Origin of the sequence: Phocaeicola sp. HCN-40430 (genome assembly GCF_037890285.1) — a bacterium.
GTDB lineage: Bacteria > Bacteroidota > Bacteroidia > Bacteroidales > Bacteroidaceae > Phocaeicola > Phocaeicola acetigenes.
In genome coordinates this window covers 143,387-163,245 of record NZ_JBBKBS010000003.1, presented here as the reverse complement: position 1 = coordinate 163,245, position 19,859 = coordinate 143,387, and the positions used below count along the sequence as shown (strand labels likewise).

The following is a 19,859-nucleotide window of genomic DNA, read 5'->3' as shown; positions in this document are numbered from 1 at the left end:
TTTTTTATCTTCTTTCTTTAATGAATAGTAACCATTGTAGCTCCAAAACCATACTCACGGAACGAAGCATCCTGACTGGAGTAATTTTTATATTTCCGCTTCAATTCATCCAAGATGGCACGGCGCAATACTCCATCCCCTTTTCCATGAATAAAGACAATTTTCTGTCCTTTCTTATTTTTATATTCTTCAAGCGTTTTATGAAATACATCCAACTGATAACTTAACATTTCTGCATTCCCCATCCCAGTGGTATCATCCAGCAATTCATGGATATGCAAATCGACCTCTACCAAATCATTTCTCATTTTAGCTTGCTTACGCTGGATCTTTCCCGGTACTTCGGGTTGAGCTTTCTTCAACAGAGCTTCCTTTATATCATCAGCCGAAACAAAAACCTGCTTTACGGCCTCATCATCACGAACTACATCGTAAATAAGAGCTGGCTCTTCAAAGAATTCAGACGGTTGAAAAGTATGCAGCTTATAGAATTTTACCGTATCAATACGAATTTCCTGACAAACTGCCGGTTTCAACAAGAATGTACGGTCGTCTTTGTAAGCAATCAGTTGCACTGCTACGTGTTCCATTCCGTTTAATGCACTCTTTTCAAACTCTTCCAAATGAAGTTTCATATTGGGTTTCACAGTACCTCTGCTGCGCAGTGTCCAACTTTTTCCTTCAGCCGACAAATACAAATAATCGATAAAATAATTGCTGTCGTTTATCAGATAAGCATCGAAAGATGTAGAAGATATAGCTTTTACATCTTGAGGTACATAAGCCAGGAACACATTCAATATATCGTTTCCACGAATTTCGGGTGCACGATAGGTAATAGGCTTTTCCTCTTCCGGTTCTTCTTCTACAACCGCAGGTTCAGGCTTTGATACCGACTTCAACGGAATGTTATAATCGTCTGTCTGAATTACCACACACTCTTTTATCAGCATTGGAATTTCAAAACCATCTTCTCCTTCCACCAGTGCAATATCTTTTCCTTGAAATCCTCGTACTATTCCACCTCCTACTTCACTCAGAAAGCGGACTTTATCTCCTATTTTCATATTTGTTCATTTTTTTATTCATACAAAAGTAAAGAGTTTAAAGAAATACACCTCCAATATTTGATAAAAAAATCAAACCTTTTCATCTATATAAACTAGGAATATTATACTTTTGCAAACTATAAACTAACTGACTGACAAGATGGAAGAAACAAAACACATCAAAATCAACGATTATAATTATCCTCTTCCGGAGGAACGTATCGCAAAGTTCCCTCTTCCTGTACGAGACCAGTCCAAACTGCTGGTATATCGAAAAGGTGAAATAAGCGAAACCATCTTTACTTCATTACCAAACTATCTGGATGCCGGTAGCTTAATGATTTTCAATAATACAAAGGTTATTCAAGCCCGCCTTCACTTCCGTAAAGAAACAGGTGCCCTGATCGAGATATTCTGCCTGGAACCTATCCAGCCCAATGATTATGCACTCAATTTTCAGCAAACCCAACATGCTGCCTGGCTATGTATGATTGGTAACCTGAAAAAATGGAAAGAAGGCAGTCTGCACAAGGAGCTCACCGTAAAAGGAAAACCTCTCACTCTTACTGCTACACGCGGAGCTTGTCACGGGACCAGCCATTGGGTAGATTTTACCTGGAACAATGACGAAGTGACTTTTGCGGATATACTCGAAGTTTTTGGAGAACTTCCTATCCCTCCTTACCTCAACCGGGAAACACAGGAAAGCGATAAAGAGACCTACCAAACCGTATATTCCAAAATAAAAGGCTCAGTAGCAGCACCTACAGCAGGTTTACATTTCACTCAAAGAGTATTAGATTCGCTGGCAGAAAAAGGTGTCGATCTGGAAGAAGTAACTCTTCATGTAGGAGCAGGTACTTTTAAACCTGTGAAAAGCGAAGAAATAGAAGGTCACGAAATGCATACAGAATACATCTCTGTCAATCGCCGCACCATTGAAAAATTGCTTGCGCATCAGGGAGAAGCTATTGCAGTAGGAACTACCTCTGTACGAACATTGGAAAGTTTGTACTATATAGGAACTACAATCAGTCAACACCCGGATGCCAGTCAGGAAGAATTACATGTAAAACAATGGCAACCTTATGAAACTTCCTCGTCTTTAAGTGCCATAGAAGCATTACAGCAGATACTGAATTACATGGAGAGACACCAGTTGGAGACTCTTCATACCAGTACTCAAATTATCATCGCACCAGGATATGAATATAAAATAGTAAAAAAGATGATTACCAACTTCCATCAGCCACAAAGCACCCTGTTACTGTTGGTTTCAGCTTTTGTAAAAGGAAATTGGAAGAGTATCTACGATTATGCACTCAGCCATGATTTCCGCTTCCTGAGTTATGGAGATTCATCACTGCTAATACCGTAAAACAGAAATATATAACTTTATCAACCCCATAGAAGAAACACGGTTTTATCTTGATAAAAGTCAAGAAAAGCCGTGTTTCTTTATTATATACCATTTATCAAAGAACAACTACTCATAAAAGAGAATATATTTGCGTCGGATAACATGGACAAACAACTAAACGAGCACATTATTAAACTCTGTAAAACAGGGAAAAACGACACTAATAAACTAAACAAAAGTAAATGATGAAACAGGTAAAAAGTTTTTTTAAGGTGGTAAAAAGAAATCTGCAATGGAGTGCCATAGCCATCTATGGACAATACTCTAAATAAGTGCAGTGTTTTCAGAAGAATACAAATACAATTACACCGAACTAAGGTTGTTTGTGAGAACAGACAACCTTTCTTTTTGATTTAATTGATATATAACAAAAAAGCACTTCCAGTTAGAAGTGCTTTTTGTTGGGCTACTCGGACTCGAACCAAGAAAAACAGGACCAGAATCTGTTGTGTTACCATTACACCATAGCCCAAACTTAACAGATATCCTCTCCGTGAGGACCTCCATGCCTTTAAGTGAGTTGGGCTACTCGGACTCGAACCAAGAAAAACAGGACCAGAATCTGTTGTGTTACCATTACACCATAGCCCAAAATCACAAGATGTTGTCATCTTTTTGTTTTGACGGTGCAAAGGTACAACATTTTTTGAACACACAAAGCATTTATCACTTTTTTTTCAAGAAAATATTTTCTTTTCCTAAAAATACAATGTCTTTACCTCATCGTATTTCTATCTAAAGAGAACTTTTATCACTAAAAATATAAAAAAGAGAAAGAGAATTAAAGCACTTTCTTTCGTGATATACAGAAAAGCAAGTATATTTGCCAGACATATATTAATGATAACTTTGAATAGAACAAAATAAGAAAGAATGAACGAAACAAAAATCTTAGTAGAAAAAATAACTGAAGGCATTCAAGAGAAAAAAGGGAAAAACATCGTAATCGCTGATTTAACCAACATCGAAGATACAATCTGCAAATATTTTGTAATTTGCCAAGGAAACTCCCCTAGTCAAGTAGCAGCAATTGTCGATTCAATAAGAGACTATGTTCGCAAAGAAACAGGAAACAAAGTATATGCCATCGACGGATTGCGTAATGCACAATGGGTAGCTATGGATTACAGCGATGTGTTAGTACACGTATTTTTACCGGAAGTAAGAGATTTCTATAATCTGGAACACTTGTGGGCTGATGCAAAACTTACTCACATTCCTGATTTAGACTGAAATTTAATCCTATAAACACTTTTTTGACGAATTATGAATGAAAATTTAAATAACAACAAGCCCAAAATCAACGTACCTCGTCCTAATCTGACGTGGCTGTATGTTGCTATAGCGGCAGTATTTGCTTACCTGTTATTTACCAGCGACGGAGGTAGTGCCAGCAAGGAGGTAACCTACACCGAATTCAAAGATATGGTAAGTAAAGGCTATGCAAGTAAAATTACCGCCTACGATGACAATACGGTGGAAATGCAAATCAAACCAGAACATATTGTCGACGTATTTAAAAAAGATGCTAGTAAAGTAGGAAGAAGTCCTTCCATAACTGTAGAAGTCGGTTCAATAGAATCGCTAGACAAATTTCTTGAGCAAGAACAGACAGAAGGACATTTTACCGGTACTATCAATTACGAAAAGAGAAACAATTATTTCGGAATGATATTCTGGAACATTGCTCCGTTCCTTCTTCTGATTGGTATCTGGATGTTTGCTATGCGACGCATGAGCGGTGGAGCCGGAGCAGGTGGCGGAGGTAACGTATTCAACGTTGGAAAAAGTAAAGCACAATTGTTTGACAAAGGTTCTACACGTGTTACTTTCAAAGATGTAGCAGGACAAGCAGCAGCCAAGCAGGAAGTTCAAGAAATTGTAGACTTTTTGAAACAGCCGCAAAAATATACCGATTTGGGAGGAAAGATTCCTAAAGGCGCTTTGTTGGTTGGCCCTCCGGGAACTGGTAAGACCTTACTTGCTAAAGCTGTAGCAGGTGAAGCAGACGTACCATTCTTTTCTATTTCAGGTTCCGATTTCGTAGAAATGTTTGTCGGTGTAGGTGCTTCACGAGTACGCGATCTTTTCCGTCAGGCAAAAGAAAAATCACCTTGTATCATCTTTATTGACGAAATTGATGCCGTTGGTCGTGCACGTGGAAAAAACCCCAGCATGGGAGGAAATGACGAACGTGAAAATACATTGAACCAGTTGCTGACTGAAATGGATGGATTTGGTTCAAACAGCGGCGTAATTATCCTTGCTGCTACAAACCGCGTGGATATTTTGGATAAAGCGTTATTGCGTGCGGGACGTTTCGACCGTCAGATCTATGTAGATTTACCCGATTTGAACGAACGTAAGGAAGTATTCGGAGTACATCTGCGTCCATTGAAACTGGATGATAGCGTAGATATTGATTTGTTATCACGTCAGACACCAGGATTTAGCGGTGCAGATATTGCCAACGTATGTAACGAAGCCGCATTGATTGCCGCACGTCATTCTAAAACAGCTGTCGGAAAAGATGACTTCCTTGCTGCTATCGACCGCATTGTAGGAGGACTGGAAAAGAAAACCAAAGTAATGACTGCAGCAGAAAAGCGTGCCATTGCATTGCACGAAGCGGGTCATGCTACTATCTCGTGGTTCCTGGAACACGCCAATCCATTGATTAAAGTGACCATCGTACCACGTGGACGTGCCCTTGGAGCAGCCTGGTATCTGCCCGAAGAACGACAGATTACGACCAAAGAGCAGATGCTCGATGAAATGTGTGCTACACTGGGAGGACGAGCTGCCGAAGAAGTATTTATCGGACACATTTCTACCGGTGCCATGAACGACTTGGAACGCGTCACCAAACAAGCATATGGCATGATTGCCTATGCAGGTATGAGCGACAAGTTACCTAACTTATGCTATTACAGCAACGATGAATACAGCTTTAACAAGCCTTATAGTGAACATACTGCCGAACTGATAGACAAAGAAGTTCAATCGATGATCAATGAGCAGTATGCACGTGCAAAAGCGTTGTTGCAGGAGCACAAAGAAGGTCATAATCAGTTGGCACAATTGCTGATAGATAAGGAAGTAATCTTTGCGGAAGATGTAGAAAAGATTTTCGGCAAACGTCCGTGGGCTTCACGCTCCGAAGAAATCATGGCTGCAGAAACAACTGCAGAAAGCAACTCTGAGGAAGATACAGCCCAACCGCAGGAAACAAAAGTTTCTGAAACTGAAACAACTTCTGCAAGTGAAGAAAAGCAATAATAAGAATTAGAAAAAGTAAAGAATCTGTAGCCTGTTTTTTGTGCACAGATTCTTTGCTTCTTATAAAGTCAAAGTTTTGAAAGAACAACGTCTGAATTTGCATTCCTTATATTTAAGGATTCAGCAAGACAAAGACCTCAAATCAAAATTGAAGAACTCATAAACTCAGTAAACATTAACCCTCAAAAAATATTGCCGTGAAGAGCAACTTTATCCAACGAGCCATTACAGGTATAATTTTCATAGCTGTACTGATAGGATGTATTTTGGGAGGTGGAATTCCCTTTACCATCCTTTTTGCACTAATTAGTGCATTAACGATCCATGAATTCGGTACGATCGTAAACCGTACCGGAAAGGTTCAGATGAATAAGCGTATTACCGTATTATCAGGTGTATTCCTCTTTCTTTGCTTCAGTTATACAGGAGTAGTACCAGGTACATACGAAATCTTTATCCCCTACCTGTTTCTGATCATGTATCTGCTTATCAGTGAGCTTTACATGAAACGTAAAGATCCTATCAACAACTGGGCCTATGGAATGATGAGCCAGCTTTATATCGCTTTACCTTTTGCCCTGCTTAATGTATTGGCTTACCATACGACAGAAGCAGAAGGTATATCACAGTATAACCCAATTTTACCTTTGTCTATTTTTATTTTCAACTGGGTAAACGACACAGGCGCTTACTGCACAGGTATGCTTTTTGGAAAACATCGCCTGTTCGAAAGAATTTCTCCTAAAAAATCATGGGAAGGTTCTATCGGAGGAGCAGCATTCAGCATTGTAGCCGCTATCGTCTTAGCTCACTTCTTCGACTTCCTGACCGTAGCACAATGGATTGGCTTAGGACTGACTGTAGTCATTTTCGGAACATGGGGTGATTTGACCGAATCTTTGCTAAAACGAACATTAGGTATCAAAGATTCCGGAAACATCCTTCCCGGTCACGGAGGAATGCTCGACCGTTTCGACAGTACCCTAATGGCTGTACCGGCTGCAGTAGTTTATCTGTATGTTATTTCATTGGTATAACACCCTGCCTCAATAATAAGGCCATAAAAAATAAGCGTGAGCAATATATCGGAATAATTGCTCACGCTTATTTTTTATCACACTTTTATTATCTTTTCCGCAACGAACAGACAATAGTCTTGGCAGCTCTTTCGGAAGCCCCGGGAGCCCCCAAACGTTCTATCAGGCAATCATAATCATTCAGCATCCGGGCTCGGGAATTTCCTCCTTCCAGAATAGCCGAAAGTTCTGCTTTCACATTCTCCACAGTCATACCGTCGGCTACCAACTCTGTAACCACTTCTTTATCTGCTATCAGATTAACCAGCGAAATATATTTCACTTTCAAGATATGCCGACGAAGGAAAGAAACCAGTTTACCCATTGCTGTATAATAACATACCACCTGCGGCACACGAAACAAAGCGGTTTCCAATGTAGCTGTACCCGAAGTAACTAAAGCAGCCTCAGCCTGCTGCAACAAACGATAAGTCTGTCCAAATACAATCTTCGTATCAGCAGCCATGTACTCACGGTAGAAAGAAGGATCGATACCGGGTGCTCCAGCCACTACAAACTGATATTCCGGAAAATCTTTTGCAGCTTCTATCATACGAGACAGATTATCTTTTATTTCCTGCTTCCTGCTACCGGCAAGCAAGGCAATAATGGGCCGTCCGTCCAAAGCATTGACTGTTCGGAATGTTTCTGCAGTTTCCTGTCCTTTTTTCCGGAATTCGTCTACAGCATCTACACACGGATTACCCACATAACATACCGGATACTGATGCTTCTTAAAGAAATCGACCTCAAAAGGAAGAATGGAAAACAAACGGTCTACATCCCGTTTTATATTCTTGATGCGATACTCTTTCCATGCCCAGATTTTAGGAGAGATATAATAATACACTGGAATCTGTGTATGCTTTTTGATATATTCAGCAATCTTCAGATTGAAGCCCGGATAATCTACTAAAATCAAGACATCCGGACGCCATGCTTCCACATCGTGCTTGCAATAATCCATGTTGCGGAAAATAGTACGCAAGTGCAACAGCACAGGAATGAACCCCATGTAAGCCAATTCCTTATAATGCTTCACACAGGTACCTCCCACCGCTTTCATCAAATCACCTCCGAAAAAGCGAAATTCAGCTTGTGGATCTTCCTGCTGCAAAGCCTTCATCAAATTAGAAGCATGCAAATCGCCCGATGCCTCTCCTACAATCAGGTAATATTTCATAAGTTCCAGGTTTTCAATTCTTCCATCAACTTATAATCCGTCACATCCACTTTTGTCGGAGTAATTGCCACATATCCGTTGTCTAAAGCCCAATGATCTGTTGCCTCTGCTCCCACTTCCAGATTACAATAGTCCCCTGTCAGCCAAAAGCTGTATCCTCCGCGTGGGTTTTCTGTCTTTACAAACTCGTTAATCCACACCCCATTGGTCTGCCGGCAAACGCGTACACCTTTTATTTCCGCTGTATCCGGGAAGTTTACATTCAGACAAGTTCCGTTGGGAAGACCTTTTTCCAGCACCTTTTCTACAATAGAACGTACATAAGGTAGGACCGGTGAGAAATCGGCATCTGCCGCATGATTACACAACGAAAAGCCTACCGAAGGAATCCCTTTGAGACAACCTTCTATCACCACTCCCATAGTACCCGAATAATGTACATTGACAGAAGAGTTATCTCCATGATTAATACCACCGATAACCATACTGGGAACACGTGTTACGATATCAAACAAAGCCAGCTTAATACAGTCTACAGGCGTTCCTGTACATTTATAAATAAATAACCCCGGTTCTTGTTGTATCAGCGAATACTGCAAGGGCTGCACAGAAGTAATTGCTCCCGATGATCCTGAGCGAGGACCGTCTGGCGCCACCACAACCAAATCTGCAACCGGACGTAGAGCCTTTATCAATTCACGTATACCTTTTGCATTAAACCCATCATCATTCGACAACAATAAAAGCGGTCTTTCTTTAGCCATAATTCTACTTATTTTATTTATGGCAGTAAAGGTACAATCTTTCAGGCGATTGCCCAAGCAATCCTCAGACTACATTGCGTTTACAAATCTTAATCTTCTCAAACTTAGAAGCATAATTAAGTAAAAATATGTATCTTTGCCCTGCTCAAGTTATTAACAAAAGCAGTGAGTTATCAACACATCTTACGAAATATAGGGTCAGATGATAGGTACTCTCCGCTATTATTAGTTACTTCGCTGTCAGAATAAACTGATTAATATGGGAAAAATTATTGCTTTAGCCAATCAAAAAGGCGGAGTAGGCAAAACTACGACAACTATTAATCTGGCTGCATCATTAGCTACCCTGGAAAAAAAGGTTCTGGTAGTCGATGCAGACCCACAGGCAAACGCTTCATCCGGTTTGGGAGTAGACTTAAAAGACATAGATTGCTCCATATACGAATGTCTGATAAACCAAGCTGATATAAGAGAAGCGATTTATACAACCGATATTGACGGATTGGATATCATTCCTTCGCACATCGATCTTGTCGGTGCAGAAATTGAAATGCTGAATCTGGAAAATCGCGAGAAGATTATGAAACAGGCCTTAGAACCTATGAAAAGTGAATACGACTATATTCTGATAGACTGTTCACCTTCGTTGGGACTGATTACCATCAATGCGCTTACCGCTTCCGATTCTGTCATCATCCCGGTGCAATGTGAATACTTCGCACTGGAAGGTATCAGCAAATTGCTGAATACCATTAAAATAATAAAAACAAAATTGAATCCGGCATTGGAAATAGAAGGCTTCCTTCTCACCATGTTCGATTCTCGTCTGCGTCTGGCCAACCAGATATATGATGAAGTAAAACGACATTTCCAGGAACTGGTATTCAAGACCATTATACAGCGTAACGTAAAACTGAGTGAAGCTCCAAGCCATGGTATTCCGGCCATCTTGTATGATGCAGACTCTACAGGAGCAAAGAACCACCTGGCATTGGCAAACGAAATTATAAATAAAAACAGCAAGTAAAAAACTATGGCAGTACAGAAAAAGTTTGCATTAGGCAGAGGACTTGACGCATTGATTTCTACCGAAGAAGTAAAGACTTCGGGCTCCTCTTCTATCAACGAAATTGAGCTGAATAAGATTTCTGTCAATCCCAATCAGCCTCGCCGCGAATTTGATCCGGTAGCCTTACAAGAACTTGCAGACTCCATCGCGGAAATAGGTATTATCCAACCTATCACATTACGTAAACTCAGTGAAGATTCTTATCAGATTATAGCAGGAGAACGACGCTACCGCGCTTCTATACAGGCCGGACTGAAAACGATTCCTGCTTATATCCGTACGGCAGACGATGAGAATGTAATGGAAATGGCGCTGATAGAGAACATTCAGCGTGAAGACCTTAATTCACTGGAAATAGCGCTGGCTTACCAGCATCTTATAGAGCAATACGAACTGACTCAGGAACGTTTGAGCGAACGCATCGGAAAAAAACGTACTACTATAGCCAATTATCTGCGCCTGCTGAAACTACCGGCTCAGATACAGGTTGCTCTGAAGAACAAGGAAATAGACATGGGACATGCACGTGCTTTGCTGGCACTGGACGATCCCAAGACACAAATCCGCATCTTCAACGAAATTCTGCTTCAAGGATATTCGGTTCGTAAAGTAGAAGAAATTGTAAAAGCACTCACTTCGGGAGAAAGCATCGAATCGGGGGGAAAGAAAATCGCTCCCAAAGGTGCAAAGCTTTCTGAAGAATATACTATGCTGCAAAACCATCTGTGCAGTTTTTTCGGAACCAAAGTACAGTTGTCATGCAGTGCCAAAGGAAAAGGGAAAATCAGTATTCCATTTAATAACGAAGCCGACTTGGAACGTATCATGGAAATTCTGGATACACTAAAGGCTGAATAAAAGAAGAACAAATTGAGACAACAACGTTATCTATACATATCATCTGTAATTCTGATTTTGTGTTTCATCTTTGGAGCACAAACAGAAGTTTCTGCCCGGCAAACCAATCTATCCGGTTTGTGGGGAGATTCTATACAGGTGCATCATCGTACAGACAGCATTGCTTTGCAGGATACGGTGAGAAGCGAATGGTCGGATATCCACCAAAAAGAACTGGAAAAACTGGAAGCTCCGGTAGATACAGCCGCACTCATCCGCCAAAACGATTCCATCCAGCAAACAATGTTACAACAACAGCCTGCAGAAACCAAGAAAAAACGCTGGTTGCCCGTACCCAACAACTCCATTTGGCTGGGACTGGTAATTCCCGGTGCAGGACAGATTTACAATCATAAATACTGGAAACTCCCCATCATCTACGGAGGATTCCTGGGATGTACCTATGCCCTTACCTGGAATACCAAAATGTACAAAGATTACTCACAGGCTTATCAGGACATCATGAGCGACAATACTGAAAATGACAGCTACATGAACTTTATCAAAAACGGTATGACCAAGGAAGATGTCTTGAAAAATCTGGACTATTATCAGAATATATTTCGCCAGCGCAAGGATGCTTTCCGACGTCAACGAGACTTAAGTATCATTGCCTTTATTGCTGTATATCTGCTTTCAGTTGTCGATGCCTATGTGGATGCCGAACTGTCGAACTTCGATATTTCGGACGACTTGACCATGACACTGGAACCTACTATATTCAATGATGCATATCGTGGCCGACCGCAAGGTATAGGCATACAATGCAATATTAAATTTTAATCCATGAAAAAAATATTTATCGGTTTACTAACTCTGCTAAGTACTTCTGCACTGTATGCACAACAGACAGAACAAAGCATAACGGTCCGCTCGGCCAGTGGAACTGACCAGGTAATTGACTTACCGGAAGGTATGTTGTCTACTACAGATAGTTTGTACTTAGACTGGATATCCAAGAACTATATCAATTTAGGGGAAAACTGCACAAGCACCGCCACCAATCCTGTTGTCAGCGACTCGGTCTATATCGACCGTCTGCAGCGTATTCCTGCCATTATTGAAATGCCTTACAACGAAGTGGTAAGAAAATTCATCGACATGTATGCTACTCGCTTGAGACAGAAAGTAGCATTTATGCTGAGTGCAAACAATTTCTACATGCCTATCTTCGAGGAAGCACTCGACCTGTACGACCTTCCACAAGAGTTGAAATACCTGCCGGTCATTGAATCGGCCCTCAACCCTACAGCAACTTCACGCGCAGGAGCAGTCGGACTCTGGCAGTTCATGCTGACTACCGGCAAAATCTACGGGTTGAAAAACAACAGTCTGGTAGACGAACGCCGCGACCCTATCAAGTCGACCCGTGCTGCTGTACGCTACCTGAAAGATTTGTACGAAATATACAACGACTGGAATCTGGTATTGGCTGCCTACAACTGCGGACCGGGTACTATCAATAAAGCCATCCGCCGTGCCGGAGGAGAGAAAGATTTCTGGACTTTGTACAACTATCTGCCTAAGGAAACCAGAGGATATGTGCCTGCATTCATTGCTGCCAATTATATCATGACATATTACTGTGAGCACAATATCAGTCCGATGGGAATGCGCATGCCCGAAGGAACCGATACTATCCAGGTATCTAAAAATCTGCATTTGCAGCAGGTAGCAGATGTCTGCAAAATCAACATCGACCAGTTGCGTGCCTTGAATCCGGAATTCAAGAAAGATATTATCCCAGGCAACGAAGAGCCTTATGCATTGCGTCTGCCTAACAACATGATTAGCTGCTTTATCGAACACGAAGACAGCATCTACAACTATAAGCCGGAAATATACCAGAAACGCCGCGCAACAGTAGCTATCACTACTCCAAAATCTTCTTCGGGTAAGGCTGTATACCACAAAATACGCAGTGGAGAAACGTTGGGAGGTATTGCAGCAAAATATGGCGTCAGCATAAGTCAGCTACGCCGTCTGAACGGAATAAAAGGAAGCAACATACGGGCTGGAAAATCGCTCCGCATCCGATAATTCATTACTCAATCAGATACTGAAACAGAATCAGTTGTCTTGTCGGTACTTCGAAGGTTTAAATACAAACGAAGATCTACTGATACACGACAGTTGATTCTGTTTTTATTTTCATCCATCAGTCTTCATACCCTGATAAAATACATTTTTAAAGAAAAACGATTCGGGTTTCCGCATCGAAGCACATATTCGTTTGGACTGAACTTTCTGAGCAAGGAAACAACCCGACATAATCTTTTCAGCTCCTTCAAAGACAGCCTTGCCTTATTAGACGAATTTCCAGTACTTTCAAGTGATGAGTGCAGTTTTTCCTTGAAAAAACTATACTACTTTCAAGAAGAAACTGCACTCATCACTTGAAAGTACTGGGCAAAAGAATATAAACGGGATGAAATTTGTAATCTCAGAAAAAAGAATGAGCCCCAAAGAAAAAGCCCGACTTGTATGTCGGGCTTTTTCTTTCGTCTGATTTCGAGATGAACAGTCAGTACAATCTATATCTATTAATTTTGCGACAAATCTACAGCATAATTTGCACGTTTTCCTGACGGATAAACACCTGTCATAAACAATACCTGATCAGGAGATTGCGAAGCAGCCTTCATCACATCTTCCAAATCCTGTACGGTTTTCAACTGCTTGCTGTTTGCTTTCAGAATAATGAATCCTTTACGGATACCACTTTCCTTCATTCGGCCGTCCGATACTCCGGTTACCTCTACTCCATAACCCAAGTTCAACTGACGTTTCAAATCTTGAGGCACTTCACGGAAGGCAGCACCCAAAATCTGCATATCGACATTCTTCACAATTTTTGTATTACCCTGTGCATTCTTCAAGGTAAGTGTAAATTCTTTCTCTTTCTTATCGCGCAATACAGTCAATTTAATCTTATCACCCGGACGGTACTTAGCCAATGTACCTTGCAGTTCGGCCATAGTCTTTATCTTCTTACCTTCCATTGCAATAATTACATCGTTTTTCTGGAGCACTCCATCAGCAGATCCACCTTCTGTAACTTCCACAATCTGTACACCTTCTGTAGCACCCAGTTCTTTCTGTTCCTTCTTGATTTCATCCGGATATACTTCGTTACCCATATCACGTCCAGCAATACCCAACAACGCACGTTGTACAGTACCATATTGCTTCAAGTCGGTTACCACCTTCGTCATAATGCTGGTAGGAATGGCAAAACCATATCCCGAATAAGCTCCTGTAGGTGAATAAAGCATGGCATTGATACCTACCAGTTGTCCGGTAGCATCTACCAGCGCACCTCCACTGTTACCCTGATTGATGGCTGCATCGGTCTGAATAAACGATTCCACACCGTTTGCTCCCAATCCTCTGGCCTTGGCACTGACGATACCTGCTGTAACTGTAGAACCCAAGTTAAACGGATTACCTACTGCCAATACCCATTCTCCCACTTTCAACTGGTCGGAATCACCCACCGGAATAGCCGGGAAATCATCACCTTCGATTTTAATCAAAGCCAAGTCGGTAGAAGGGTCTGTACCAATCATACGGCCTTTCATTTCACGTCCGTCGTGCAGTTTTACAGAAATATCATCGGCATTTTCAATCACGTGATTATTGGTTACGATGTATCCGTCTTTCGAAATAATCACGCCCGACCCCAAACCACGACGTTCCGGAGTCTGCACCTGCTGACGGCGTCCCTGGCCGTCTCCAAAGAAGAAGTCGAAGAAATCCGGTTGAGTCTGAATGGTTTGTACTTTACTGCGCTGTACAGCCATGATATGCACAACAGAATTCAAAGAACTTTCTGCAGCTTTTGTCAAATCTACGGGTTGCATGCTTGCGGGCGACAAGGCAGCCGTACGCGTATTCAGATTAGTCTGAAATGCATCATTGAAGGAAACCTCACCTTTATTATCTTTTGATTGTAATACGGTATAAGCAGTAACTCCTGCTACACCTGCGCTGGCAACCAACATTGTCGCTGTTCCTATTACATACTTAGTTACTCTTTTCATAATTCTATTCTGATTATATTGTTAATTTCGTCATTTGTTTAACATTTCATTTGCTAAAGTAGAACAAAAATTATACGATTGTACTCCTTGTCAGTTCTTTTTTCTCTCTTTTAACAAAGGCATAGTACCCATTAACCGCAATTAACGGGCAATTCTGCCAATTTTACATTCATTATCAGTTATTTTTGTCAGCATCAAAGGATATTTTGCCAATTATGTCGCCATTTCGGTTTATTTGCGTACCTTTGCAGTGAAAAGCAGTTGGTCGGTTTGTCGCTGGTACATGTGTGTACAAGAGGAAAGTCCGGGCAACACAGAGCATCCTACTTCCTAACAGAAAGCTGCCCGCGAGGGTGGAGTAATGCAGAAGAAAATAACCGCCTTTTCTTTCGGGAAAAGGTAAGGGTGAGAAGGTAGGGTAAGAGCCTACCAGCCGTATAGTGATATGCGGGCTGTGCATCTTAGGAGTTGTAAGGTCATGTAAACCGGCATTAATGAGGGTTGCTCGCCCCACGTCGGAGGGTAGACCGCTAGAGCCTGCTGGTGACAGCAGGCGTAGATAAATGACAGACACCTTATTTTTATAAGGAACAGAACCCGGCTTATAGACTGACTGCTTTTTCTTTAATTTCATCCCCTCACTACTATGAACAAGAACCGAATAAACCAATGGCTGCATTTCTTCCAGTACGATATCTGGCGAATCACAGACGACGAGCTGAATCCTATCCAACGAAAGTTATATGCCTGCATCAAAATCCCCATTTTATCGGTTCGACAATTTTTGAATGACAGAATTCAGGTACGTGCCGCTGCATTGACTTATAGTACTCTGTTATCCATTATTCCCATATTGGCTATACTTTTTGCCATTGCCCGTGGGTTCGGATTCGATTTAATTATCGAGAACAATCTCCGTCAAAGCATGACTGAACAGCAGGCAGAACTTATCATCTCATGGATTAATTCGTATCTGCTTCATGCCAAGAGCGGAGTATTCATTGGAGTAGGTCTGATTATGTTGCTGTGGACTATATTGATTCTGACAGACAATATCGAGCGGAGTTTCAACGCTATCTGGCAGGTAAAACATCCCAGAAGTGTATTCCGTAAAATTACCGATTATTTCTCCATGATTCTTCTGTTGCCGTTGCTGATTGTCATCTCCAGTGGTCTGACAATCTTTATGACGACCTATATCAAAAACATGGATAACTTTTTGCTGCTGACCCCCATCTTAAAGTTTGTGGTACGCATGATTCCTTATATACTTACATGGGGAATGTTTATCGGTTTATTTATCTTTATTCCTAATACCAAAGTACGCCTGCGGCATAGCTGGTTGCCGGGTATCCTGGCAGGAAGTGCTTTTCAGGCATTCCAATACATTTATATCAACAGTCAGATATGGCTTTCAAGCTACAATGCCATCTATGGAAGTTTTGCAGCAATCCCCATGTTTCTGTTATGGGCACAAATATCATGGACCATCTGCCTGTTTGGAGCAGAAATGAGTTATGTAAGCCAGAACCTCACTTCTTTTGAATTTGGCAAGGAAACCGCCAATATCAGTCGGCGCTACCATGATTTTTTCTGCACCATCATCCTGTCTGCTATCTGCAAACAGTTCGCTCAGGGGAAACAGCCTTATACAGCCGAAGAAATAAGCAAGGAACATAAAATACCAATCCGTCTGACCAAGAAGATTCTGTATGAATTGCAGGATATGCATCTCATCTACGAAGCAGGAAATGAGGACAACCGGAAAGATACCGGTTATGTACCGGGAATGGATATCAACCGTCTGACAGTAGGAATGCTCCTGAGCCGACTGGATTCAACCGGCTCAGAAGCATTCAAAATAGATCGTAAACAATACTCAGCTTCTTGGGAGGCTTTGGTAAAAGCCCGCGACGAGTATATTTACCATAACAATCAGATTTTATTGAAAGATCTCTGATATTCTCTTTATTTGGTGAGCTGCATCATACGGCTCAGATACTTGCCGATAATATCGAACTCAATATTTACAATACTTCCTACCTTGAAAGTATGGAAGTTGGTATGTTCGTATGTATAAGGAATAATGGCTACCTGAAATGAATTTTCTGTAGGATTGCATACAGTAAGACTGACTCCGTTGACAGTAACCGAACCTTTATCTACGGTAAAATATCCACGTTTGGCCATTTCGGGATTGAAATCATACTTAAATGTAAAATACCAGCTTCCTTCTGCATCATCGATTGCCACACAAGTGGCAGTCTGATCTACATGTCCCTGTACGATATGACCGTCTAAACGACCATTCATCATCATGCTGCGTTCTACATTTACCTTATCTCCCGCCTGCAAAAGTCCGATATTAGAGCGTTCAATGGTTTCCTTCATGGCTGTTACAGTATAAGTACCATCCTGAATACTGACCACTGTAAGACATACTCCATTATGAGATACACTCTGGTCTATCTTCAATTCATCCACAAACGAACACTTCAAAGTAAGGTGAAGATTTTCCTGATCTTTTACTACCTTAACAACTTCTGCATATTCTTCTACTATTCCTGAGAACATAAGCTTAATTCTATTTTTTTTATATTATTATTCCTGTTATTTATTCATCAATCGGGAATAGGCTTGCTCCAAACCATCTCTCCCTCCGAATCGACTACCATAATTGTACCTCCGGCGTATTCTCTAATATAACTGTTTCCTTTTTCCAGCATATCTTCAGCCATATGAATCGCCTTCTCTTCAGTCTTTATTGAAAAACCTTTGTTATCAGTCGATCTCCCGTCTGTAAAATAGATATCGTATGTCTTCATCTTGTCTGTATATAAATAAAACAGCCGCAAATATATCAAAATACACGAAGCACCACAATAAGAAATAAAAAAAATCCTCACAATCTTCTTAAAGCTGATTGCAAGGATTACTACTAATCATTTTGAGCGGAAAACGAGACTCGAACTCGCGACCCTAACCTTGGCAAGGTTATGCTCTACCAACTGAGCTATTTCCGCAATTTATCATTGTGTGAAGGAAATGAGACTCGAACTCACACGACATAACTGTCACCACCCCCTCAAAGTGGCGCGTCTACCAATTCCGCCATTCCTCCATAAAAAAGAGAAAGGATGTCTTCTTTGTGCCCAGAACAGGACTCGAACCTGCATGCCTCTCGACACACGCACCTGAAACGTGCGCGTCTACCAATTCCGCCACCTGGGCAATTTACGCACAACCTTTCTGCTTTCGAGCGGAAAACGAGACTCGAACTCGCGACCCTAACCTTGGCAAGGTTATGCTCTACCAACTGAGCTATTTCCGCAATTTGTATCAAAATGTTTTTGAGCGGAAAACGAGACTCGAACTCGCGACCCTAACCTTGGCAAGGTTATGCTCTACCAACTGAGCTATTTCCGCAATTTATGTGCCCAGAACAGGACTCGAACCTGCATGCCTCTCGACACACGCACCTGAAACGTGCGCGTCTACCAATTCCGCCACCTGGGCAATTCTACTCTTATGAGTACGTCGCACTAAATGCTTTGAGCGGAAAACGAGACTCGAACTCGCGACCCTAACCTTGGCAAGGTTATGCTCTACCAACTGAGCTATTTCCGCAATTATTTTAATTACACAATCGGAAGTGATTTTCGATTGCGAGTGCAAAAGTAGTGCTTTTTTCCTTATCTGCAAAAATTAGCTTCATTTTTTTTCAGAAAAGTAGATTTTTCTTGTACTTACCCCACTAAAATCTCACTTTCTGCAATCTCAAAGCAGCAAACTTTTTTATGGAATAAAACAAACAAAGCCTTTATACAGAAAAAAGACGGTTCATACCGAAGTCTACAAAGCACTTCGAGATGAACCGTACAATTGAATCAGACTATATAATCAATTAGCACATTCTGTCACGATAATCCTCATATCGGAAGGTCTTATACACTTCCAGTTCGCCGTCTGTATGAAGCAAAGCAATAGACGGATGATGAATTCCGTTGAACATATTGGTTTTCACCATGGTGTAATGAATCATATCTTCAAAAACAATTCTTTCTCCAATCTGCAACTCATGATCGAACTTCCAGCTGCCCATATAGTCGCCACTCAGGCAGCTATTTCCTCCCAAACGGTATACATGATCCTCAGCTGATGCTGTTTTCACCGCATCGGCAGGAAGACTTTCTGCTCCACGTACCCGAGGCTGGTAAGGCATTTCCAGGCAGTCGGGCATATGACAAGTGAAACTTACATCCAGAATAGCAGTCCGTATGCCACGGCTCATTACTACATCGACAACCGATGCTACCAATGTACCTGTCTGCCATGTAAAAGCAGAACCAGGTTCCAGAATAATCTGCAAATGGGGATAACGCTCTTTCAAACCTTTTAAAAGTCCAATCAAATGCTCTACATCGTAGTCTTTGCGTGTCATCAGATGCCCTCCTCCTAAATTCAACCATTTCAACAGAGGAAACCAACGGCTAAATTTTTCTTCTATATGCTGTAAGGTCCGCTCCAATTCGTAAGAACTTGATTCGCAATGACAGTGACAATGAAAGCCTTCAATACCTTCGGGCAATACCTCCGGCAATGAATCGGAAGTAACTCCAAAACGAGTACCAGGAGCACAAGGATTATACAATTCTACTTCTACCTCTGAGTATTCAGGGTTAATACGTATTCCGCACGAAACACCCTCTTTCCGTGCTTGCGAAGAAAAACGTTCAAACTGAGAGAGAGAATTGAAAGTAAGATGACTGCTATATTTCAAAAATTCAGAAATATTTCTGTCAGTATAGGCTGGCGAGTAAGTGTGTGCCTTACTTCCAAACTCCTCGTAAGCCAAGCGGGCTTCATACACAGAACTTGCTGTTGTGTAATGAATGTATTCTCTGAAAATAGGAAAAGATTTCCACATCGCAAATGCCTTAAAGGCTAAAATAATTTCGACTCCTGCACGTTCTGCAACACTCTTTATCAGAGTCAGATTTTTTCTTAGCAAATCCTCCTCCATCACATAACAAGGAATATCTGCCGATTTGATTATTTTTTCTATTTCCATGTATATTT

Annotated in this window: 16 protein-coding genes, 9 tRNA genes and 1 other RNA gene; 10 read left to right on the top strand and 16 right to left on the bottom strand. The window is 41.3% G+C overall.

The window, feature by feature from the left end; genetic code table 11:
- Positions 1 to 17 precede the first annotated feature (17 nt).
- On the bottom strand, positions 18 to 1,067 hold the full coding sequence (locus WKU26_RS02485) for a DUF2027 domain-containing protein (protein WP_340320780.1): 1,050 nt from the start codon (positions 1,065 to 1,067) through the stop codon (positions 18 to 20).
- A gap of 142 nt (positions 1,068 to 1,209) precedes the next feature.
- On the opposite strand from WKU26_RS02485, the gene WKU26_RS02480 reads away from it, so the two are divergent.
- The gene (locus WKU26_RS02480) at positions 1,210 to 2,427 is read left to right on the top strand and encodes an S-adenosylmethionine:tRNA ribosyltransferase-isomerase (RefSeq protein WP_340320779.1); all 1,218 of its coding nucleotides are present in this window, start codon (positions 1,210 to 1,212) and stop codon (positions 2,425 to 2,427) included.
- Positions 2,428 to 2,870: 443 nt separating this feature from the next.
- On the opposite strand, the gene WKU26_RS02475 is transcribed toward WKU26_RS02480, so the two are convergent.
- Together WKU26_RS02475 and WKU26_RS02470 are read right to left on the bottom strand one after the other, a co-directional pair.
- A tRNA-Gln gene (locus WKU26_RS02475) sits at positions 2,871 to 2,941 on the bottom strand.
- Between the two features lie 48 nt (positions 2,942 to 2,989).
- Positions 2,990 to 3,060, bottom strand: a tRNA-Gln gene (locus tag WKU26_RS02470).
- A gap of 282 nt (positions 3,061 to 3,342) precedes the next feature.
- On the opposite strand from WKU26_RS02470, the gene rsfS reads away from it, so the two are divergent.
- The 3 genes from rsfS (at position 3,343) to WKU26_RS02455 (ending at position 6,785) form a co-directional block, all read left to right on the top strand.
- Positions 3,343 to 3,702 carry a ribosome silencing factor gene (gene rsfS / locus WKU26_RS02465; protein WP_178266582.1) on the top strand — a complete coding sequence of 120 codons (360 nt, stop codon included), beginning with the start codon at positions 3,343 to 3,345 and terminating at the stop codon, positions 3,700 to 3,702.
- 33 nt (positions 3,703 to 3,735) lie between these two features.
- Positions 3,736 to 5,748, top strand: a complete 2,013-nt coding sequence (ftsH, locus tag WKU26_RS02460) for an ATP-dependent zinc metalloprotease FtsH (protein ID WP_340320778.1) — start codon at positions 3,736 to 3,738, stop codon at positions 5,746 to 5,748.
- 197 nt (positions 5,749 to 5,945) lie between these two features.
- A complete protein-coding gene (locus WKU26_RS02455; RefSeq protein ID WP_269877757.1) occupies positions 5,946 to 6,785 on the top strand; it encodes a phosphatidate cytidylyltransferase in 840 nt (279 codons plus the stop codon).
- An 88-nt stretch (positions 6,786 to 6,873) separates the two neighbouring features.
- Here the strand turns inward: WKU26_RS02455 and lpxB are convergent, their stop codons facing one another.
- Positions 6,874 to 8,007, bottom strand: coding sequence for a lipid-A-disaccharide synthase (gene lpxB, locus WKU26_RS02450; RefSeq protein WP_340320777.1), 1,134 nt, complete (start codon positions 8,005 to 8,007; stop codon positions 6,874 to 6,876).
- Positions 8,004 to 8,771 (bottom strand): 5'/3'-nucleotidase SurE, encoded by a 768-nt coding sequence (gene surE, locus WKU26_RS02445; protein ID WP_178266586.1) that lies wholly within the window; start codon positions 8,769 to 8,771, stop codon positions 8,004 to 8,006. Before surE ends, lpxB begins: the two co-directional genes overlap by 4 nt.
- 259 nt (positions 8,772 to 9,030) lie before the next feature.
- Between surE and WKU26_RS02440 the strand changes: the two genes are divergently transcribed.
- The 4 genes from WKU26_RS02440 to WKU26_RS02425 are packed head-to-tail and all read left to right on the top strand — an operon-like array spanning position 9,031 to position 12,777.
- On the top strand, positions 9,031 to 9,798 hold the full coding sequence (locus WKU26_RS02440; RefSeq protein ID WP_178266587.1) for a ParA family protein: 768 nt from the start codon (positions 9,031 to 9,033) through the stop codon (positions 9,796 to 9,798).
- A 6-nt stretch (positions 9,799 to 9,804) separates the two neighbouring features.
- A complete protein-coding gene (locus tag WKU26_RS02435) occupies positions 9,805 to 10,698 on the top strand; it encodes a ParB/RepB/Spo0J family partition protein (protein ID WP_178266588.1) in 894 nt (297 codons plus the stop codon).
- Positions 10,699 to 10,710: 12 nt separating this feature from the next.
- Positions 10,711 to 11,520, top strand: coding sequence for a DUF5683 domain-containing protein (locus tag WKU26_RS02430; RefSeq protein WP_340320776.1), 810 nt, complete (start codon positions 10,711 to 10,713; stop codon positions 11,518 to 11,520).
- 3 nt (positions 11,521 to 11,523) lie between these two features.
- Positions 11,524 to 12,777, top strand: a complete 1,254-nt coding sequence (locus WKU26_RS02425; RefSeq protein ID WP_340320775.1) for a lytic transglycosylase domain-containing protein — start codon at positions 11,524 to 11,526, stop codon at positions 12,775 to 12,777.
- Between the two features lie 503 nt (positions 12,778 to 13,280).
- On the opposite strand, the gene WKU26_RS02420 is transcribed toward WKU26_RS02425, so the two are convergent.
- Entirely contained in the window at positions 13,281 to 14,780 is a 1,500-nt protein-coding gene (locus tag WKU26_RS02420; RefSeq protein ID WP_340320774.1) for a Do family serine endopeptidase, read from the bottom strand.
- A gap of 257 nt (positions 14,781 to 15,037) precedes the next feature.
- Between WKU26_RS02420 and rnpB the strand changes: the two genes are divergently transcribed.
- Together rnpB and WKU26_RS02410 are read left to right on the top strand one after the other, a co-directional pair.
- An RNA gene (rnpB, locus tag WKU26_RS02415) (RNase P RNA component class A) lies at positions 15,038 to 15,401 on the top strand.
- A gap of 25 nt (positions 15,402 to 15,426) precedes the next feature.
- Complete coding sequence (locus WKU26_RS02410) at positions 15,427 to 16,740, top strand: YihY/virulence factor BrkB family protein (RefSeq protein ID WP_340320773.1); 1,314 nt, start codon at positions 15,427 to 15,429, stop codon at positions 16,738 to 16,740.
- A gap of 8 nt (positions 16,741 to 16,748) precedes the next feature.
- Here WKU26_RS02410 and WKU26_RS02405 read toward each other — a convergent pair whose 3' ends face one another.
- The 10 genes from WKU26_RS02405 to nspC form a co-directional block, all read right to left on the bottom strand.
- Positions 16,749 to 17,354, bottom strand: a complete 606-nt coding sequence (locus tag WKU26_RS02405) for a riboflavin synthase (protein WP_178266592.1) — start codon at positions 17,352 to 17,354, stop codon at positions 16,749 to 16,751.
- Positions 17,355 to 17,401: 47 nt separating this feature from the next.
- The gene (locus WKU26_RS02400) at positions 17,402 to 17,605 is read right to left on the bottom strand and encodes a hypothetical protein (protein ID WP_178266593.1); all 204 of its coding nucleotides are present in this window, start codon (positions 17,603 to 17,605) and stop codon (positions 17,402 to 17,404) included.
- Positions 17,606 to 17,730: 125 nt separating this feature from the next.
- Positions 17,731 to 17,803: transfer RNA gene (locus tag WKU26_RS02395), tRNA-Gly, on the bottom strand.
- 14 nt (positions 17,804 to 17,817) lie between these two features.
- Positions 17,818 to 17,901: transfer RNA gene (locus WKU26_RS02390), tRNA-Leu, on the bottom strand.
- A gap of 28 nt (positions 17,902 to 17,929) precedes the next feature.
- Positions 17,930 to 18,011 (bottom strand) — tRNA-Leu (locus WKU26_RS02385).
- Between the two features lie 27 nt (positions 18,012 to 18,038).
- A tRNA-Gly gene (locus WKU26_RS02380) sits at positions 18,039 to 18,111 on the bottom strand.
- Between the two features lie 22 nt (positions 18,112 to 18,133).
- Positions 18,134 to 18,206, bottom strand: a tRNA-Gly gene (locus WKU26_RS02375).
- 8 nt (positions 18,207 to 18,214) lie between these two features.
- Positions 18,215 to 18,296, bottom strand: a tRNA-Leu gene (locus WKU26_RS02370).
- 38 nt (positions 18,297 to 18,334) lie between these two features.
- Positions 18,335 to 18,407: transfer RNA gene (locus WKU26_RS02365), tRNA-Gly, on the bottom strand.
- A gap of 277 nt (positions 18,408 to 18,684) precedes the next feature.
- Positions 18,685 to 19,851 (bottom strand): carboxynorspermidine decarboxylase, encoded by a 1,167-nt coding sequence (nspC, locus tag WKU26_RS02360; protein WP_340320772.1) that lies wholly within the window; start codon positions 19,849 to 19,851, stop codon positions 18,685 to 18,687.
- Positions 19,852 to 19,859: the final 8 nt, after the last annotated feature.

Excerpts from the sequence above, each read along its gene's own strand:
- WKU26_RS02405 (WP_178266592.1), bottom strand. The coding sequence starts at position 17,354 with ATGTTCTCAGGAATAGTAGAAGAATATGCAGAAGTTGTTAAGGTAGTA.
- WKU26_RS02485 (WP_340320780.1), bottom strand. The coding sequence starts at position 1,067 with ATGAAAATAGGAGATAAAGTCCGCTTTCTGAGTGAAGTAGGAGGTGGA.
- lpxB (WP_340320777.1), bottom strand. The coding sequence starts at position 8,007 with ATGAAATATTACCTGATTGTAGGAGAGGCATCGGGCGATTTGCATGCT.
- rsfS (WP_178266582.1), top strand. The coding sequence starts at position 3,343 with ATGAACGAAACAAAAATCTTAGTAGAAAAAATAACTGAAGGCATTCAA.
- ftsH (WP_340320778.1), top strand. The coding sequence starts at position 3,736 with ATGAATGAAAATTTAAATAACAACAAGCCCAAAATCAACGTACCTCGT.
- WKU26_RS02425 (WP_340320775.1), top strand. The coding sequence starts at position 11,524 with ATGAAAAAAATATTTATCGGTTTACTAACTCTGCTAAGTACTTCTGCA.
- WKU26_RS02435 (WP_178266588.1), top strand. The coding sequence starts at position 9,805 with ATGGCAGTACAGAAAAAGTTTGCATTAGGCAGAGGACTTGACGCATTG.
- WKU26_RS02440 (WP_178266587.1), top strand. The coding sequence starts at position 9,031 with ATGGGAAAAATTATTGCTTTAGCCAATCAAAAAGGCGGAGTAGGCAAA.
- nspC (WP_340320772.1), bottom strand. The coding sequence starts at position 19,851 with ATGGAAATAGAAAAAATAATCAAATCGGCAGATATTCCTTGTTATGTG.
- WKU26_RS02400 (WP_178266593.1), bottom strand. The coding sequence starts at position 17,605 with ATGAAGACATACGATATCTATTTTACAGACGGGAGATCGACTGATAAC.
- WKU26_RS02410 (WP_340320773.1), top strand. The coding sequence starts at position 15,427 with ATGAACAAGAACCGAATAAACCAATGGCTGCATTTCTTCCAGTACGAT.
- WKU26_RS02480 (WP_340320779.1), top strand. The coding sequence starts at position 1,210 with ATGGAAGAAACAAAACACATCAAAATCAACGATTATAATTATCCTCTT.
- surE (WP_178266586.1), bottom strand. The coding sequence starts at position 8,771 with ATGGCTAAAGAAAGACCGCTTTTATTGTTGTCGAATGATGATGGGTTT.
- WKU26_RS02420 (WP_340320774.1), bottom strand. The coding sequence starts at position 14,780 with ATGAAAAGAGTAACTAAGTATGTAATAGGAACAGCGACAATGTTGGTT.